Genomic DNA, 17,612 nt, shown 5'->3' with positions numbered 1-17,612 from the left:
GGAGGATTTTATAAATGGTTATAGATATATTAAAGGAATCAGAGGCATTGCTTGAGGGACATTTTTTATTATCATCAGGAAGACATAGTAACAGATATTGTCAATGTGCAAAGCTACTTCAATATCCAGATAAGGCAGAAAAAGTGTTGAAGGTTGTTAAAGAAAAACTTGAAAAAGATAATATAGAATGTGATTTAGTAGTAGGACCTGCTATGGGGGGAGTAATAGTAGCTTATGAATTAGGAAGACAATTAGGAAAACCAGCTATATTTACAGAGAGAGAAAATGGAGAAATGACTTTAAGAAGAGGATTTAAAATAAATCCAGGACAAAAAGTTATAATTACAGAAGATGTAGTAACTACAGGAAAGTCTTTTAAAGAAGCAGCGAAGGTAATAGAGAAGCAAGGTGGAGTAGTTGTAGCAGTGATTTGTATAGTAGATAGAACATCTGAAAAGGTTACTGACTATCCAATGTATAGCGCAGTAAAACTTAATATAGAAAGTTATGATCCAAAAGATTGTCCTTTATGCAAGGAAGGAAAACCCTATATAAAACCAGGTAGTAGAAATATAAAATAATGGTATAAATTCCTTATTAAAAACTATTAAATAGTATGTTAAAGTAAGAGGGTAAACTTTTAGGTTTATCTTCTTTTTTTGACGAAATAAGTAATATTTTAAAAAATATTTGATAATATTTATAAATATATTATTAATATTAATGTATTATTAATAATGAGCAGTAAATAGTTCATAAATACTAAAAATGCAAATAAATAAATAATAGAAAAATTTTATAGATAAAATTGCTATAAGGAGGACTAAGATGTTTAAACAATGGGAAGGCTTTAAAGAAGGTAATTGGAAAGAACAAATTGATGTAAGAGGTTTTATTCAAAAGAACTATAAATTATATGAAGGAAGTAAAGACTTTTTAGCACCAATTTCAGGAAAAACTAAGAAAGTATGGGAAAAAGCTAGTAATTTAATAGTAAAAGAAATAGAAAAAGGAATAATAGATGTTGCAACAGATAGAGTTTCTGGTATAGATAACTATGAACCGGGATATATAGATAAGGAAAATGAAGTTATAGTAGGACTTCAAACTGATGCTCCATTAAAGAGAATAGTAAATCCATGGGGTGGATGGAGAATGGTTCAAAACTCTCTTAAAGACTATGGGTATGAAATGGATAAGGATATAGAAAAGTATTTTCCGGCATATAGAAAAACACATAATGAAGGTGTTTTTGATGCATATACAAAGGAAACAAGACTTGCAAGAACAGCTGGCCTTTTAACAGGACTTCCTGATGCATATGGAAGAGGAAGAATAATAGGTGACTATAGAAGAATAGCTCTTTATGGTATAGATTACTTAATAGAAAAAAAGAAAGAAGATTTAGATAACTTAAAAGGTGATTTACTAGATGAACTAATAAGATTAAGAGAAGAAGTTTCAGAGCAAATTAGAGCTTTAGAAAAAATAAAATCTATGGCATTAAAATATGGAGTTGATTTATCAAAGCCAGCATCTAATGCCAGAGAAGCGGTACAATGGGTATATATGGGATATTTAGCTGCTGTAAAAGAAAATAATGGAGCTGCAATGTCCTTAGGAAGAACTAGTACCTTCTTAGATATATATATAGAAAGAGACTTAGAAAATGGAGTTATAACAGAGGAAGAAGCTCAAGAGATTATAGATCAATTTATAATTAAATTAAGATTAGTAAGACACTTAAGAACTCCAGAATATAATGAGTTATTTGCAGGAGATCCAACTTGGGTTACTGAATCAATAGGAGGAGTTGGAATAAATGGTAAACCACTTGTAACTAAAAACTCATTTAGATATCTTCATACATTAATAAACTTAGGATCAGCACCGGAGCCTAATATGACAGTTTTATGGTCAGATAAACTTCCAGAAAACTTTAAAAAGTACTGTGCAGAGATGTCAATATTAACAGACTCAATTCAATATGAAAATGACGAAGTTATGAGACCAGTTTATGGTGATGATTACGCTATAGCTTGCTGTGTATCTGCAATGAAAGTTGGAAAGCAAATGCAGTTCTTTGGAGCTAGATGTAATGTTGCAAAAGCATTACTTTATGCTATAAATGGTGGAGTTGATGAAAAGAAAGGTATCAAAGTAATAGAAGGAATTGAGCCTATTAATGATGAAATTTTAGATATTAATAAAGTTAAAGATAACTATTTTAAGGTTTTAGAAAAGGTAGCGAAGCTTTATGTAGATACAATGAATGTAATTCATTATATGCATGATAAATATGCTTATGAAGCAGGTCAAATGGCATTACATGATACTTCAGTTGGAAGACTTATGGCTTTTGGTATAGCAGGTCTTTCTGTAGCAGCAGATTCATTAAGTGCAATAAAATATGGAAAAGTTAAGGTTATAAGAGAAAATGGTATAGCTGTAGATTTTGAAAGTTTTGGAGACTTCCCAACATACGGTAATGATGACGATAGAGTAGATGATTTAGCAGTTATGATTGTGGATAAATTCTCTAAGGAATTAAAGAAACATCCATTATATAGAAATGCAAAGCATACATTATCAATTCTTACAATAACTTCAAATGTTGTATATGGTAAAAAAACTGGTACAACACCAGACGGAAGAAAAAAAGGAGAGCCTCTAGCACCAGGAGCAAATCCAATGCATGGAAGAGATAAAAATGGAGCTCTAGCATCACTAAATTCAGTAGCTAAAATACCATATGTTCCTTGCTGTGAAGATGGTGTTTCAAATACATTCTCAATAGTACCAGATGCTTTAGGAAAGGAAATGGAAAGCAGAGTAAATAATCTTGTTACAATATTAGATGGTTATTTTGTTCAAGGGGCTCATCACTTAAATGTAAATGTGTTTAACAGAGAAACATTAATAGATGCTATGAACAATCCAGAAAAGTATCCATCACTAACAATAAGAGTTTCAGGATATGCTGTTAACTTTGTTAGATTAACAAAGGAGCAACAATTAGAAGTAATAAGCAGAACTTTCCACGAAAGTCTTTAATATGATAAAAGGAAGAATACATTCTATAGAATCAATGGGGCTAGTAGATGGACCAGGTGTTAGAGTAGTAGTATTTTTTCAAGGATGTAACTTAAGATGTGCATATTGTCATAATGTAGATACATGGAATCTTGAAGGAGGTAATGAATTTACTCCAGAAGATCTTGTTAAAAGAATATTAAGATTTAAACCTTATTTTTCAAAAGGTAATGGAGGAGTTACTTTCTCAGGAGGAGAGCCTTTACTTCAAAAAGAATTTTTGCTAGAAACATTAAAACTATGCAAAAAAAATGGTGTTCATACAGTTTTAGATACTGCTGGATGTGGAGTAGGCGGATATGAAGAAATATTAAAATATGTTGATTTAATATTATTTGATTTAAAACATAGTGATAAAGAGTCCTTTAAAAACCTTACTTTAAGAGATATGAAAGAATCAGAAAAATTTCTTGAAATAGCAAATTCTATGGGGAAAAAGTTTTGGATAAGACATGTAGTTGTACCAGGAGTAACAGATGGAGATAACCACATAAAAAAGTTAGCATCAATAATAAAAAATATAAATAATGTAGAAAAAATAGAATTATTACCATACCATTTACTTGGAGTAAATAAATTTAAAGAGCTTAGAGTACCTTATAGGTTAGAAGGTATTCCTGCTATGGATAAAGATAAAACAAAAGAAATAGAAAAAAAATTAAAAGATTATATTATGAAAATATAAATTATAGCTAAAACTTAACTATATTATAAAGTTTATTAAAAATTTAATAAAAAGATAAAAAATAAGAAGACTATATAGTCTTCTTATTTTTTTTATTTTTAAGATAGTAATATTTAAAATAAAAAAATATATAGACCTAATACTTTTAGGTCTATATTTAAAGGATTATTAAATTATTCTTCAACTACTGAAAATTCATCTTTACCAACGAAGCAAAGAGGACAAACCCAATCTTCAGGTAAATTTTCAAATGCTGTTCCAGGTTCTACGCCGTTATCTGGATCTCCTAGCTCTGGATCGTATATATAACCGCAAACATCACAAACATATTTTTTCATAATAAGTACCTCCTGTATATTCAAATAATCTGTTAAGTAATAATTATTCTTTCTTAATTACAATAATAATTATAACAGAAAAATATATAAAAACAAGATGGAAAATGTAAAAAGTTATTTATTATTATTTTAACGAATTTATATAAATTTTATTAAAATAATATTTATTTTATTTAATAACATTAAAATAAAAATTAGTTTGTTAAAAACATAAAAATTATAGAAGAAATTAATTCCTATAATTATTAAATAAATACAATTTTTATTATAAACCAAAAAAGAAGCATTCCTAAGAAAATAGAAAGCTTCTTTAGAGAGTTTAATATTAAATTTTAAGAATTAATTAATTGATTTGTAAAAAATTTTGGTTTAATAAACCCTTTTTTAATTCCTTCCACAACTATAAGATAAGTAGCTGCAGTATCAAATCTTGCATCATGATAATTTCCACTGCCTTTAAATAATTTATCAGCAGTTTCAGATATTTGCTCTTTAGATATATTTAAGAATTTAACTACTTCTTCTAATTTTGGATTTTTATAATCCCCGTTAGGCCTAAGAAGTTTGCATATATCTTTATAATAATTCATTGTACAAAAAGTATGTTTAGGTTCATAATCATCACCCATAGAGAAAAGTTGATGTTTTAAAAATTTTATATCAAAATTAACATTATGACCAATAACAAAATCAGCAGTTAAAAAATCATTATAAAAATCATCAATTAAATCTTCAAAGTATTTACCTTCACTAAGTTCATAAAGCTTTTCTATTGAAAATCCATGAATTTGTTCAGCAGAAGGATCCATCTCATCTACAGAAAAGAAGAAATTTCTACCTATAGTGCTTTGAGGTTTAGTTGAAGAATCAACGATTATATAACTAAGTTGGCATATACTACCAGGTCTTATGCTTGTTGTTTCAGTATCAAAAAACAATAACTTCATTATGTATCCTCCTATAATAAGCTATATTTATATGATAATACAAAAGAGTATTAAAATATAGTAAAAAAATCTCAGAAAGCTGAGATTTTATAAATTATTGCCTATAACTTTTAACATATCTAGGCAGTTATTTAAAGTTATATTATCTTTATCAATTTCAGGATTAAATTCTACAAAATCCATAGATCTTACTTTTTTAGTTTCTAATATTTTTTCTAATATTTTTTTTACTTCATTAAAATTCATACCAGAATCAACAGGAGTACCTGTTCCAGGAACTAAGGATGAATCTAAACAATCTATATCAAAGCTTAAATGAATATTATTAACTTTTATTTCATCTAATTTCTTGTAAACTTCATCCATTAAAGCTTCTACACCAATATTTTGTATGTAATTAGTTGACCATACATTTAAACCTTCATTTTTTATTAAAGATTGTTCTCCTTCATCTAAATCTCTAGCACAAATAATAAATACCTTTTTAGGATCTATTTTTCTTCCATGAAAATAAAGATTTGTTAAGTCTTTATATCCAAATCCCATAGAAGCTGCTAAAGGCATTCCATGAACATTACCGCTAGGAGAAGAGTCAAAAGTATTTATATCACCATGGGCATCTACCCAAATTACAGCAAGGTCATCTTTAAAATATTTAGAAGCACCTGCTAGGCTTCCAAGACCTAGAGAATGATCTCCGCCTACTACAAAAGGAAAAGAACCACCCTTAAGAGAGCTATAAACAATATGAGCTAAGTTTTTATTTAATTCTGTAATTGGAGATAAATATTTCATTTTATTATGATTTTCATATTTTTTATCTTCACTTACTATTTCTACATTTAAATTACCAAAGTCAAAAACCTTATTTAAGGAATTTTGGCTAAGTATGGATATTAAACCTTTCTCTCTTAATTTATTTGGGCCATTTTCTACGCCTTTTCTATCACATCCATAATAAATAGGAACTCCTATTATATTAATATCCACTTCTGCATACCTCCAATACATATTTATTATCAAAATAACAAAATTGATTATATATTAAAATGAAAAAAAATATAAGTAGTTTATAAAATATATATATATGAATTTTGTGTGAATAAGAATAAAGTTTAATAACTTTATAAATAATATATATAAATTATCTTTATTTAGTGTTTTTTTAATAAATAATTAATATTAAAATAAGATTTTAGGTGATCATATGAAAAAATATGTAAAATTAATAATTATCCTTATAATAAGTATAATAGCACTTATATCCATATATATGTATAAAAATATAAAAACTTTAACCTATAAAGAAGATAATATAGATTTTAAGGAAATAAAAGAAGATTTAAAGGAAGAAAATTTAAAGGAAAAGGAAGATACAATAAATATATTATTAATAGGTACAGATAAAAGAGAAGAAAGTGAGAGAGGAAGAGCAGATAGTATAATAATTGGAACTTTGGATAATAAAAATAATAAAATTAAACTAACATCTATTTTAAGAGATACTTATGTAGATATTTATAATCATGATAAGGATAAGATAAATAGTGCATACTCTTTTGGAGGAGCTAATTTACTCTGTGATACTATATATAGAAATTTAAATATAAAAATAGATAAATACATAGAAATTAACTTTTGGGGCTTTGAAGAAGTTATAGATAAGCTAGGTGGAGTGGAAATAGAGGTAAAGGACTATGAGATAAAAGAGATAAATAAGTATATCGGAGAATTTAATGAAGAAAAATCTAAAAAGTTAGAAAAGAGAGGAAGACAAATTTTAGATGGGCAACAAACCTTAGCTTATGCAAGAATAAGAAAAGTTGGAGATGGGATTTATGAAAGAGATGAAAGGCAAAGAAGGGTTTTAAAGCTATTATTTGAAAAGCTAAAAAATATAAATCCTATAGAGTATCCTTCATTAATATCCACTGCTTTAGAAAATATACAGACTAATATAGAACCTGTTACCTTATTAAAATATTTATATTTTGCCTATAAAATAAATGATTCTAATATAGAGCAAATACAAATACCTACGAAAGAGTACAGTGAAGGCAAACTATATAAAGGTAAATGGGTTATACTAATGGATAAAGAAAAAAACTCTGAAATAATTAATAAATTTATATATGAAAACTAAATAATATAAAAATAAAATTATATTTTTAATTAATGATTTTTATAAAGACTAAATTAATTGTGAGAAGCAAAATTTAGTCTTTATCTATTTTTAATAAAAATAAATAAAAAAATATTATTTAAAGAAAAACTATTGGAAATTTAAGTTTTAAAGGAATAAATCTAATCATATAATTTATAAAGAATTTAATATTAAAGAGACATTAAGAAAGTAAGGGAGGTTATAAGTTTGAAAAAAACATATGTATTAGATACAAATGTTTTACTTTACTCACCAAGTGCTCTTTTATCTTTTGAAGATAATGATGTAGTTATTCCAGAAGTAGTTTTAGAAGAGCTTGATAACTTTAAAAAGTTAAATAATGATTTAGGAGTAAATGCAAGACATGCAGCTAGAATTTTAGATAATTTTAGAAAGAAAGGAAATTTAAGAAAAGGTGTTAATTTACCTAACGGTGGAAGGCTAAGAGTTGAAACCAATCATTATAATGTAAAAATACCTCCTGCTTGGGATATAAAAAAACCAGATAATAGAATAATTCAGGTATGTGTAGCCCTAAAGGAAGATGGGGAAAATGTATTTTTAATAACTAAAGATATTTTTGAGAGAATAAAAGCTGACACAGTTAATATAAATGTAGAAGATTTTTACGAATCGGTAGTTCCAAATTTTGATGAACAGTATACTGGCAGAATAGAAGTTTATGCTACTGATGAAAATTTAGATAATTTCTTTAAAAATAAATATATGGAAAAAGAAAATATAACTTTTTTCCATGAGGATACAGGAAGCTATATTACTCCAGAGCTTACAATAAATCAATTTTTGATTATTCATTCAACAATGAATAGCAAAAAAACTGCATTGGGAAGATTTGATGGTAAAAAAATAGTTCCTTTAAGATTTAAAGATCATAAAATACTAAATTTATCACCTAGAAATGTAGGGCAAAAATTCATGTTAGAATGTTTATGTACAGATGCTAAAAATGCACCTTTAGTTATTGTAAAGGGTCCTGCTGGTACAGCAAAAACTCTATTTTCTTTAGCAGCAGGACTACAAAATATATTAGAAGATCCTAGCAATAAATATAGAAGAATATTAGTATGTAGACCAAATGTAACTATGGATGAGGATATAGGATACTTACCAGGTTCTGAGCGAGAAAAAATAGCTCCTTTTATGAGACCTATTTTTGATAATTTAGAAATATTAGTAGATTCAGATGAAAATGAAAGATATAAAAATCAAAAAGAACTTGATGATAAAATAGAAGAGTTATTTGATAGAAAAATAATAACTACAGAGGCAGTAGCTTATTTAAGGGGAAGATCCATAGTTAAGACTTGGATTATAATAGATGAAGCCCAAAATCTTACTCCAAAGCAAGTAAAAGCTATAATAACAAGGGCTGGAGAAGGTAGTAAAGTAATTTTAATTGGTGATCCAGATCAAATAGATCAAGCTTTTCTAGATTCAAGATCTAATGGATTATGTTATGCTTCTGAAAAAATGAAGGGAAGTTCTATTTGTTTTCAAATAACATTAAAATATGAAGAATGTGAAAGAAGCTCATTAGCTAATGAGGCAGCTATTAGGCTTTAAATCTACTAAAATATGCTTTAGGTACTGATTTTTTTATGAATTAGTTCTAAAGCATTTTTATTTGTAAAATTAAATTTAGGTTAAAATATAAATTTTTTGTAGTAAATTCATATTTAAATGTTGTAAAATGTAGATATGCTTTAAATATCATGATGAAGAAGGAAGTATGAAATGGTAAGAAGAAAAAAGAATTTTTATAAACATAAGAAAATGAAAAAGAAAAAATTTAAATGGGGAACTTTTTTTAAATTTATAATATTTGAATTGATTTTTACGATGATAACAGTACCTTTTTTAATTTACTATGGTCCTTTTCAAAATGTGAAAAGAAGCTTAGTTGGAGCAGCTATGACATCTTTAAGTCATCAATACTTAGCTACAGCTTTTTTATCTAAAGATAAGATTAATGAGATTTTAGGAGAAAATTCTATAGAAGAAATTAAACAAGATAATAATAGTCAAGAAGTGTTATTGCCTAAAAAGCATGATGACACTATAGAAAGATATGATATAGAAGGAAAGAAATTTAAGGGATATATTTTAGTTGTAAAGGATCCTACAAGAGTAAAGGTTGGATATTCTTCTAAATTAGGAAGAGAGGGACAAACTACTTCTCAAATAGCTAAAAACTTTAATGCAGTGGCAGCTATAAACGGAGGAGGTTTTACTGATGTTTCTGCAACTTCAGAATGGACTGGAAATGGAGGAACCCCAACAGGAATTATTATATCTGATGGAAAAGAAGTGTTTAATGACTTAAAACCAGATGCTAAGGTAGAAATGATGGCAATTACAAATAAAGGCAGATTATTAGTAGGAAAGTATTCTCCAAATGAATTAAAAAAATATAATGTTACAGAAGCAATAAGTTTTGGACCACCTTTAGTTGTTAATGGAAAACCAACAATAAAAACTGGAGATGGAGGATGGGGAATTGCTCCAAGAACAGTTATAGGACAAAGAAAAGATGGTTCTATGTTATTTTTAGTAATTGATGGACGACAAATATTAAATTCTATAGGAGCAACTTTAAAGGAAGCTCAAGATGTAATGTTACAATATGGAGCAGTTAATGCTGTTAATTTAGATGGAGGAAAATCTACTACTATGTATTTTGAGGGAGAAGTTATAAATAATCCTTCAGATCACTTAGGAGAAAGAGCGGTACCATCAGTAGTTATGGTTAAGTAGAAAGGAAGTTAAACAGACAGTTATGAAGAAGGTTAGAATAATTTTTGCGTGGGTAATAGTGTCTTTGATTGTACAAGTAGCAGGATTATTGTTTTTAGATAAGTATTTTTTCCAAAGTGATGGAAGTGTAAAAAGTAAAAAGATAGAAGTTAAAGATAAGGCTCCTAAAAAGTTAGCAAATATAAAGGTACCAGAAGGCTCTAAAAATATTAAATTATCCTTTGATGGAAAATATATATCTTATGAAGATAGTGGTATACTTAAAGTTTCAAATACTTGGGATGGAAGCACGTTAGAAGTTAAAAATAATATAAATTCTAAACTTATGAATTATACTTGGTTAAGTGATAGGCATAGAATATTAATAGGAGAGAGAAATAATAATAGTGGAATGCTTACTTTATCCTATTATGATGTAGCAAAAAATGAAAAAAGAGAGATAACTTCAATATCAGAAATAAGCAAAAAAAGTGAATTAAGCTCTATAGAAGCTTCAACTTTAACTGATGTTACATATTTAAAGATTACTGATGAAAATAAATATACTAAAATTTATAGATTAGATATAAATCAAAAGTTAAAAAAAGAATCCTTAATGTGTAAAAGTGTAGGAAATATAGAAGTTATACCTCATGAAGATAGGCTTCTTTATGAAGATAGCTATAATAAGCAAATTTATGTAACCAGTCCTCAAAAGAAATTGGCTTTCGGTAAAAATAAAGTAAAACTTCTTAAGGTGGATAGTGAAGATGTTGTATATGTAGGAATTTTAAGTGGAGAAAAAATATCAGAAATAAAATATGGAACTTTAGGAGAAAATACAAATGACTGGAAGACTATAAACTTAAAGGATTCAGTAGAAAAAGATGATATATTAATTTCTCAAAAAGGACAAATATTTTATAATGATAGTTTTAAAGGAGAACTTATAGATTTATCTAAAGATAAAAAATATAATTATAAAGGAAAGTTTATTTCAATTTTTGATGATGGATATGGTACACTTATAGACAGTAAGTTAAATATTCAAGAATTTAAATAAGACTTTAGATATTAAAAACTTTAAAATTAGGAGGTATTAGATGACCGGTGCAGTAAAATTACAGATGCTAAATTATCTTACAATGATTCCTGGAATTTTATTAGCTTTTACCTTTCATGAGTATGCTCATGCAAGGGTTGCAGATATGTTAGGAGATAAAACTCCAAGATATGAAGGAAGATTAACGTTAAATCCTTTAGCACATTTAGATTTAGTAGGAACTTTACTTATTATAATATCAGGCTTTGGTTGGGCAAAACCTGTAACAGTAAATAGAAGAGCCTTTAAAAATTACTATAAAGATGATTTGAAAGTTTCAATTGCAGGGCCTTTAGCTAACTTAATGGTAGCTATTTTAAGTGGATTTTTACTAGGAGTTATAGTAAAGATTGCTCAATTTTCAGATGCTGGTACTATTTTAGGAATATTAAGCAAAATATTTAAGGTTTCAATTATTTTAAATGTTAATTTATTTATTTTTAATTTATTACCAATACCTGGATTTGACGGATTTAATGTTTTAGTAGATATGTTTCCTAAGTTTTTCTATAAATATATAGATAAATTTTATAAGTATCAATATATACTTTTATTTGGAGCAGTAATAATCAGCCCATATATTATATCAACACCTGCTTATTATATAACTGATAGTATACTTTCTTTAGTTAATATTATAATGTTTTAAAAGTATATAAATAAATATTTTAGGCAAACTATTATTAATAAAATATAAGGAGTGATAGTATGAAAGATGAAACATACAGTGCTCAAAAGATAGTTGCCATAAAAAAAGACAGTAAAGATGAAATAGAAGCTTATAAGCTTTCTAACGGTGAAATTTTATCTAAAGAAGAAGCAGTAGAGTTTGCTAAGAATGGTAAAATACAAGACGTAATTATAAGTAAGAGCAAAACTGGAGAAGAATATTTAAAAAGTATTCCAGATGGAAAAGAATCCAATAATTTAAGTAATTTAGAGCAATTTTAAATAAAAATAAGATAAGCTAATTAGCTTATCTTATTTTTTTCTTTATTTAAGAAAAAAAATGAGTATAATATTAACTGTATGTTTTGGAAAATGGAGGATTGAGATGAATAAATACAAAGGTATAATTTTTGCAATACTTTCTTCAGTAGCTTTTGGACTTATGCCGATATTTGCAAAAGTTGCTTATAATAATGGATCAAATACATCAACAGTATTAAGTTTTAGATTTTTAGTAGCAGCTATAATACTTTTTATTTTTGGAATTATTACTAAAACTTCTTTTAAGGTTAGTAAAAAGCAGCTTATAACCCTAATTTTAATAGGATCTTTAGGATACACCTTTACAACAGAAACTTTATTTTTATCCTATAGATATATGAGTGTAGGTCTTGCAACTACAATACATTTTATTTATCCAGCTTTTGTTTGTATATTTAGTTTTTTAGTATTTAAAGAAAAGCTAAGCAAAAATAAAGTAGGAGCATTAATTTTATCTGCTGTAGGAGTATATCTTTTAGTAGGGGTAAGTAATTCTGGAGTTAATTTAAAAGGAGTAGGTCTTGCTTTAGTTTCTGGTGTTTCTTATTCTTGTTGTATTTTAAGTATGAATAATAAGGCTATAAAAACTTTAGATAATAAAGTTATGACTTTTTATTTTTCTTTATTTGCAGGAAGTACAATAACATTGTTAAGTTATTTTAATGGAGGATTAACACTTCATTTTAATAGAGAACTGATATTTTCTTATTTTGGACTTTCAGTAGTATCAACTATTATTGCAACAATTTTACTTATTAAAGCAGTTAAAGTAATAGGAGCAACTTCAGCATCTATTTTAGGAACTTTTGAACCAATTGTAAGTCTTATATTAGGTGTTGCGTTATTTAATGAGTCTATAACTAGTATAATGATTTTTGGAACTATTTTAATACTATTTTCTGTAATAATCATATCTATGGAAAGTAAAGATAAAAAAGAGAATAAAGGAAAAGTTAATCTTAAGGAAGAAAATGCTTTTCTTTAAAACTTAATAGTAAAAGAATTTATATAATATTCTAATTTAAAATAGCGTGATAAAATATTTTAAAAGAAAAAGATGTATCTTAAAATAAGCTTAAAGTTATTTTTAAAGATACATTTTTTATATAATTATATTTGGTTTTTATAAAAATTAGCTGTCTTAAGGAGGAAACTTAATTCCATATTAAAACAGCTTTTTTCTTTTATTAGAAAACTTATGTTTAAGATTTATATTTCTGCCTTTTTTATAATAAGTTCTTTTTGATAAATTTCAGAGAATTTATCTTTAGATCTTAAAGCTTGATGAATTTCTAAATCTAAATCATTATTAGAATAAAGTAAAATTTCTACAGTATCTTCCTTTATAGAAATATTTAAATCATAAACAGATCCATCTAAGCTTCTATCAAGACCTTCTGCAATTCTAAGAAGTATTCCTATTTTTTCTGTTGCAGCTACATCTAATTTATTTAAAATTCCTGAAAATTTTACTAATGGAATATGAAAATTATTATTTCTATGGAAAGCTGCTGCAAATCCACTAATAAGGATTTCTTTATGCGATAATCCATTTATATGTGAGTTTAGAATTATATACATTGAGTGAAGATGGTGATCATAATATCTAATGCTTATGCCACAATCATGAAGTAAGGCGGAAGTCTTTATGATATTTTGATAATTATCCCCTAATTTATGGAGAGATTTTAATTCTGTAAAAAGTTTTTTAGTTAATCTATAAACATTATTTGCATGAGAAACATTCATATTTAATGTTTCCATAATTCCATGAATACTAAATTCTAATATATCTTCTTTAGAAGAAGGATAATTTTGATTTAAATATTGATTTAAGATACCTTCTCTTAATCCTCTACCGCATAAAGTTATTTTTTCAATATTTGTATATTTAGTAATTCTATTTAAAATTGTTACTGCTCCTAAAATTACGTCAGCTCTATCACTAGATAGCCCATCTATTTTTGCCCTTTGCTTTAGATTTTTACATTTCATAAGATTATAAATATCAGATATATCATAATCATTCATAGAATAGTTATGAGATAAATCTAAAGGATAGTGTTTTTTTCTTCTATCTACTTTACAAAGATTTCTTATAGATCCACCTAAACCTATTATATTATGGAATTCATATTTTTTTAGCCAAGGTATTTCTTTTAAAATATTTTCAACAAATTCATTTGCGCTTTCTGCATTATCATAAGTTATTATATCACGAAGAGAAAATTTATTACTTAAATTTACACAACCTATAGGAATAGTAGCTCTTTCTAAAAGTTCTTCTCCTTTAATTACAGCTAAATGAGTAGATGTTCCACCTATATCAACCATAAGAGAAGTTTCAGAATACATACTATTTATTATGCCTAAATATATGTAATAAATTTCTTCATCATATGTTAAAATTCTTGGAGTAATATTAAGTTCTTTAATGATTCTGTCTTTTAGTATTTCTTTATTTTCTGCTGCTGAAATATCTTCAGTTATTACTGTGATTATTTGAGAAGCACCAGACAAAGTACAAAGGGATTTAAAGGATTTTAGTGTAGATAAAGCAGATTCTATTTTTTCTTCTGATATAGTTGAAGAATTCATTAAATCACAGGCTAATCTTACAGTTCCTTTAAGTTCATCAATTATTTTAAAATAACCGCTATCCTCTACTTCAGAAAGCATTAGTTTAATAGAGTTAGCACCTATACTAATAACACCTATTCTTTTCATTTTTAACTCCTTCTTTATTGCAATAATTCTATAGATACAATGTTATATAACTTTCTTATGTTTTACAAGGATAAAAAGAAATTTTTGGAGAAAAGTTTAATTTTAGAATAATTAATAATAATTAAATACTAATTATTATTATATTTGTTAAGATTTTGGTAAATAATTAAAGAGAATAGTAAAAAATAAAATTATAAATTAAATATATAATTAATAATAATTTAAGTAAAAATTACTTATGTATTGACAATAATTTATGTATATCTGTATAATATATAAGAAAATAGAATAATTAAATTCCTTGAAGAGGAAAAGTACTATAGTAGATGTTTTAAGCGAGTAGAGGATGGTGTAAGCTCTATAAACTATATTATAAGAAAAGAGCCTTTGAGAAGCGGCCCTAAATGTTTTAATTTTAAAGCAGAATAAGGCTAGCCGTTAATTACGTTAAAATTATTAAGTGGATGATTATTAATAATATCATCAATTGGAGTGGTACCGCGGATATATCCGTCTCTTTTTATTTAAAAGAGGCGGTTTTTTTATTATATGAATATATAAATATTTTTATAGGAGGAATAATATATGGATTATAAAAAGCAAACTGCTGAAAGAATAAAAGAATTTGTTGATTTAGACTTAGAAACTATAGAAAAATTAATAGAAATACCACCAAAACCAGAGATGGGTGATTATGCTTTTCCATGCTTTCAATTAGCAAAGGTTATGAGAAAAGCTCCTAATATGATTGCAGAGGAATTAAAGGATAAGATAAATGGAGAAGGCTATGAAAAGATAGTTAACTTAGGACCTTATTTAAACTTTTTTGTAGATAAAGCATCCTTTGCAAAAGATATAATAAGTAAGGTACTTGAAGAGAAAGATAATTATGGTGCATCTAAAATAGGAGAAGAAAAGAATGTAGTTGTTGAATATTCATCACCAAATATTGCAAAGCCTTTCCACGTAGGACACTTATTTACTACTGTTATAGGAAATGCATTATATAAAATGCTATCTTTTGAAGGATATAACTGCGAAAGGATAAATCACTTAGGAGATTGGGGAACTCAATTTGGTAAACTTATATCAGCTTATAAAAGATGGGTTGATGAAGAAGCCTTAGAAAAAGATCCTATAAGTGAACTTTTAAGAATATATGTTAAGTTTCATGATGAAGCAGAAAAGAATCCTGAATTAGAAGATGAAGGAAGAATGTACTTTAAAAAGCTTGAAGATGGAGATAAGGAAGCTACAGAATTATGGGAAAGATTTAGAAACCTTTCTCTTAAAGAGTTTAATAAGATTTATAGCCAGTTAGGAGTAGATTTTGACTCATGGGCAGGCGAAAGTTTCTACAACGATAAAATGGATGTAGTAGTTGAAGAGCTTACAGAAAAAGGTCTATTAACAGAGAGTAACGGAGCTAAGGTTGTAATGCTTGAAGACTATAATATGCCTCCTTGTATAGTTTTAAAATCAGATGGAGCATCAATATATGCAACAAGAGATTTAGCAGCTGCTATGTATAGAAAGAAAACTTATGATTTTGATAAATGTATATATGTAGTTGGAAAAGATCAATCATTACACTTTAAACAAGTTTTTAAAGTATTAGAGCTTGCTGGTGAGGATTGGGCAAAAAATTGTGTGCATATTCCATTTGGATTAGTTAAGTTTGCAGATAAAAAGCTTTCAACTAGAAAGGGAGATGTAGTACTTTTAGAGGATTTATTAAATGAGGCAGTAAGTAAAACTTTAGAAGTAATAAATGAAAAAAACCCTGAGCTTGAAAATAAAGAAGAAGTTGCTAAAAAGATAGGTATAGGAGCTATGATATTTACTTATCTTAAAAATAGTAGGGAAAGAGATATAGTATTTGATTGGAAGGAAATGTTAAGTTTTGATGGAGAAACAGGTCCATATGTTCAATATTCTTATGCAAGAGCTAAGAGTATATTAAGAAAAGTTGGGGAATGTAAAGCAGAACCAGATTTTTCAAAATTGACTTCTAAAGAAGAATTTGAACTAGCTAAAACTTTAGAATCATTCCAAAAATCAATATTATTAGCTATAGAAAAATTAGAGCCATCAATAGTTACTAGATATGTTATAGAAGTAGCTAAAGATTTTAATAAGTTCTATAATAATCATACAGTTTCAAATTTAGAAGATGAAAGCTTAAAGAGTGCTAGACTACAATTAGTTAAAGCTACTTGTCAAGTAATTAAAAATGGATTAGCTTTAATAGGGTTAGATGTAGTAGAAAAGATGTAATATGGACATTATAACTAGAAAATCTAGAAAAATTTTAGATGATAATATAATAAAAGAGTTCCATTTAAATAAATATATTTTTTTAGATATAGAAGCTACTGGATTTAATAAAATAGAAGATAAGATTTTTTCTATAGCTTTAGGATATATAGAAAATAATATTTATAAGGCTAAGGTTATTTTTGAAGAAGAAGATGAAACGCTTCTTCTTCAAAATTTTTTACAAATAATCGGAGACAAAAATAAATTTTGTACATTTAATGGAAAAGCATTTGATGAACCTTTTCTTCAAAGTAGATTGGAATTTAATGGTTTTAATAAGCTAGAAATAGATTATCATATAGATTTATATAGAATAATAAGCTTATATAAAAGTTCTCTAAATTTAGAAGGAATATCTCTAAAAAGTTTAGAAAAATATTTAGGTATAGAAAGAAAAGATAATATTTCAGGAAAAGAGTGTAAAGAGCTTTTTTATGAATATATGGAATATAAAAATAAGACTCTTAAAGAATATATGATTATACACAATCTT

At 26.6% G+C, this 17,612-nt stretch carries 16 protein-coding genes and 1 other annotated feature; of the genes, 12 read left to right on the top strand and 4 right to left on the bottom strand.

Annotation, left to right across the window (positions count from 1 at the left end; all coding sequences use genetic code 11):
- Positions 1 to 14: 14 nt before the first annotated feature.
- From pyrE to pflA, 3 genes are all read left to right on the top strand, one after another.
- Positions 15 to 581, top strand: coding sequence for an orotate phosphoribosyltransferase (pyrE, locus tag BUA70_RS08045; protein ID WP_072896094.1), 567 nt, complete (start codon positions 15 to 17; stop codon positions 579 to 581).
- Between the two features lie 247 nt (positions 582 to 828).
- Positions 829 to 3,054: a formate C-acetyltransferase gene (pflB, locus tag BUA70_RS08040; RefSeq protein WP_072896091.1), complete on the top strand. Its 2,226-nt coding sequence runs from the start codon at positions 829 to 831 to the stop codon at positions 3,052 to 3,054.
- 1 nt (position 3,055) lies between these two features.
- A complete protein-coding gene (gene pflA / locus BUA70_RS08035; protein ID WP_072896088.1) occupies positions 3,056 to 3,778 on the top strand; it encodes a pyruvate formate-lyase-activating protein in 723 nt (240 codons plus the stop codon).
- A 173-nt stretch (positions 3,779 to 3,951) separates the two neighbouring features.
- Here pflA and rd read toward each other — a convergent pair whose 3' ends face one another.
- The 3 genes from rd to rocF all read right to left on the bottom strand — a co-directional run bounded on the left by rd (position 3,952) and on the right by rocF (position 6,053).
- Positions 3,952 to 4,116, bottom strand: coding sequence for a rubredoxin (gene rd / locus BUA70_RS08030; protein ID WP_072896084.1), 165 nt, complete (start codon positions 4,114 to 4,116; stop codon positions 3,952 to 3,954).
- Positions 4,117 to 4,448: 332 nt separating this feature from the next.
- A complete protein-coding gene (locus BUA70_RS08025) occupies positions 4,449 to 5,063 on the bottom strand; it encodes a 3'-5' exonuclease (protein WP_072896081.1) in 615 nt (204 codons plus the stop codon).
- A gap of 87 nt (positions 5,064 to 5,150) precedes the next feature.
- Positions 5,151 to 6,053, bottom strand: a complete 903-nt coding sequence (gene rocF / locus BUA70_RS08020; RefSeq protein ID WP_072896078.1) for an arginase — start codon at positions 6,051 to 6,053, stop codon at positions 5,151 to 5,153.
- A 217-nt stretch (positions 6,054 to 6,270) separates the two neighbouring features.
- Here rocF and BUA70_RS08015 point away from each other — a divergent pair, with 217 nt between their 5' ends.
- The 7 genes from BUA70_RS08015 to BUA70_RS07985 all read left to right on the top strand — a co-directional run bounded on the left by BUA70_RS08015 (position 6,271) and on the right by BUA70_RS07985 (position 13,058).
- A complete protein-coding gene (locus BUA70_RS08015) occupies positions 6,271 to 7,206 on the top strand; it encodes an LCP family protein (protein ID WP_072896075.1) in 936 nt (311 codons plus the stop codon).
- Positions 7,207 to 7,434: 228 nt separating this feature from the next.
- Entirely contained in the window at positions 7,435 to 8,811 is a 1,377-nt protein-coding gene (locus BUA70_RS08010; RefSeq protein WP_072896072.1) for a PhoH family protein, read from the top strand.
- A gap of 171 nt (positions 8,812 to 8,982) precedes the next feature.
- Positions 8,983 to 10,002 (top strand): phosphodiester glycosidase family protein, encoded by a 1,020-nt coding sequence (locus BUA70_RS08005; RefSeq protein ID WP_072896069.1) that lies wholly within the window; start codon positions 8,983 to 8,985, stop codon positions 10,000 to 10,002.
- Positions 10,003 to 10,024: 22 nt separating this feature from the next.
- Complete coding sequence (locus BUA70_RS08000) at positions 10,025 to 11,044, top strand: hypothetical protein (RefSeq protein WP_072896066.1); 1,020 nt, start codon at positions 10,025 to 10,027, stop codon at positions 11,042 to 11,044.
- A gap of 40 nt (positions 11,045 to 11,084) precedes the next feature.
- Positions 11,085 to 11,732 (top strand): site-2 protease family protein, encoded by a 648-nt coding sequence (locus BUA70_RS07995; RefSeq protein ID WP_072896061.1) that lies wholly within the window; start codon positions 11,085 to 11,087, stop codon positions 11,730 to 11,732.
- Positions 11,733 to 11,791: 59 nt separating this feature from the next.
- Positions 11,792 to 12,034: a DUF3892 domain-containing protein gene (locus BUA70_RS07990; RefSeq protein ID WP_072896057.1), complete on the top strand. Its 243-nt coding sequence runs from the start codon at positions 11,792 to 11,794 to the stop codon at positions 12,032 to 12,034.
- A 103-nt stretch (positions 12,035 to 12,137) separates the two neighbouring features.
- Positions 12,138 to 13,058 (top strand): DMT family transporter, encoded by a 921-nt coding sequence (locus BUA70_RS07985; RefSeq protein WP_072896054.1) that lies wholly within the window; start codon positions 12,138 to 12,140, stop codon positions 13,056 to 13,058.
- Between the two features lie 224 nt (positions 13,059 to 13,282).
- On the opposite strand, the gene BUA70_RS07980 is transcribed toward BUA70_RS07985, so the two are convergent.
- Entirely contained in the window at positions 13,283 to 14,800 is a 1,518-nt protein-coding gene (locus tag BUA70_RS07980) for a Ppx/GppA phosphatase family protein (RefSeq protein ID WP_072896051.1), read from the bottom strand.
- Positions 14,801 to 15,092: 292 nt separating this feature from the next.
- Positions 15,093 to 15,321: a binding site (T-box leader), on the top strand.
- 64 nt (positions 15,322 to 15,385) lie between these two features.
- On the opposite strand from BUA70_RS07980, the gene argS reads away from it, so the two are divergent.
- A complete protein-coding gene (gene argS, locus BUA70_RS07975; RefSeq protein ID WP_072896047.1) occupies positions 15,386 to 17,077 on the top strand; it encodes an arginine--tRNA ligase in 1,692 nt (563 codons plus the stop codon).
- Position 17,078: 1 nt separating this feature from the next.
- The coding region (locus BUA70_RS07970) for a ribonuclease H-like domain-containing protein (protein ID WP_072896044.1) at positions 17,079 to 17,612 on the top strand (534 nt) is incomplete at its 3' end.

Origin of the sequence: Clostridium fallax, from assembly GCF_900129365.1 — a bacterium.
Lineage (GTDB): Bacteria > Bacillota > Clostridia > Clostridiales > Clostridiaceae > Clostridium_AH > Clostridium_AH fallax.
This window is presented reverse-complemented; position numbering and strand designations above follow the sequence as displayed.

Excerpts from the sequence above, each read along its gene's own strand:
- pyrE (WP_072896094.1), top strand. The coding sequence starts at position 15 with ATGGTTATAGATATATTAAAGGAATCAGAGGCATTGCTTGAGGGACAT.
- pflB (WP_072896091.1), top strand. The coding sequence starts at position 829 with ATGTTTAAACAATGGGAAGGCTTTAAAGAAGGTAATTGGAAAGAACAA.
- pflA (WP_072896088.1), top strand. The coding sequence starts at position 3,056 with ATGATAAAAGGAAGAATACATTCTATAGAATCAATGGGGCTAGTAGAT.
- rd (WP_072896084.1), bottom strand. The coding sequence starts at position 4,116 with ATGAAAAAATATGTTTGTGATGTTTGCGGTTATATATACGATCCAGAG.
- BUA70_RS08025 (WP_072896081.1), bottom strand. The coding sequence starts at position 5,063 with ATGAAGTTATTGTTTTTTGATACTGAAACAACAAGCATAAGACCTGGT.
- BUA70_RS08015 (WP_072896075.1), top strand. The coding sequence starts at position 6,271 with ATGAAAAAATATGTAAAATTAATAATTATCCTTATAATAAGTATAATA.
- BUA70_RS08005 (WP_072896069.1), top strand. The coding sequence starts at position 8,983 with ATGGTAAGAAGAAAAAAGAATTTTTATAAACATAAGAAAATGAAAAAG.
- BUA70_RS08000 (WP_072896066.1), top strand. The coding sequence starts at position 10,025 with ATGAAGAAGGTTAGAATAATTTTTGCGTGGGTAATAGTGTCTTTGATT.
- BUA70_RS07995 (WP_072896061.1), top strand. The coding sequence starts at position 11,085 with ATGACCGGTGCAGTAAAATTACAGATGCTAAATTATCTTACAATGATT.
- BUA70_RS07990 (WP_072896057.1), top strand. The coding sequence starts at position 11,792 with ATGAAAGATGAAACATACAGTGCTCAAAAGATAGTTGCCATAAAAAAA.
- BUA70_RS07985 (WP_072896054.1), top strand. The coding sequence starts at position 12,138 with ATGAATAAATACAAAGGTATAATTTTTGCAATACTTTCTTCAGTAGCT.
- BUA70_RS07980 (WP_072896051.1), bottom strand. The coding sequence starts at position 14,800 with ATGAAAAGAATAGGTGTTATTAGTATAGGTGCTAACTCTATTAAACTA.
- argS (WP_072896047.1), top strand. The coding sequence starts at position 15,386 with ATGGATTATAAAAAGCAAACTGCTGAAAGAATAAAAGAATTTGTTGAT.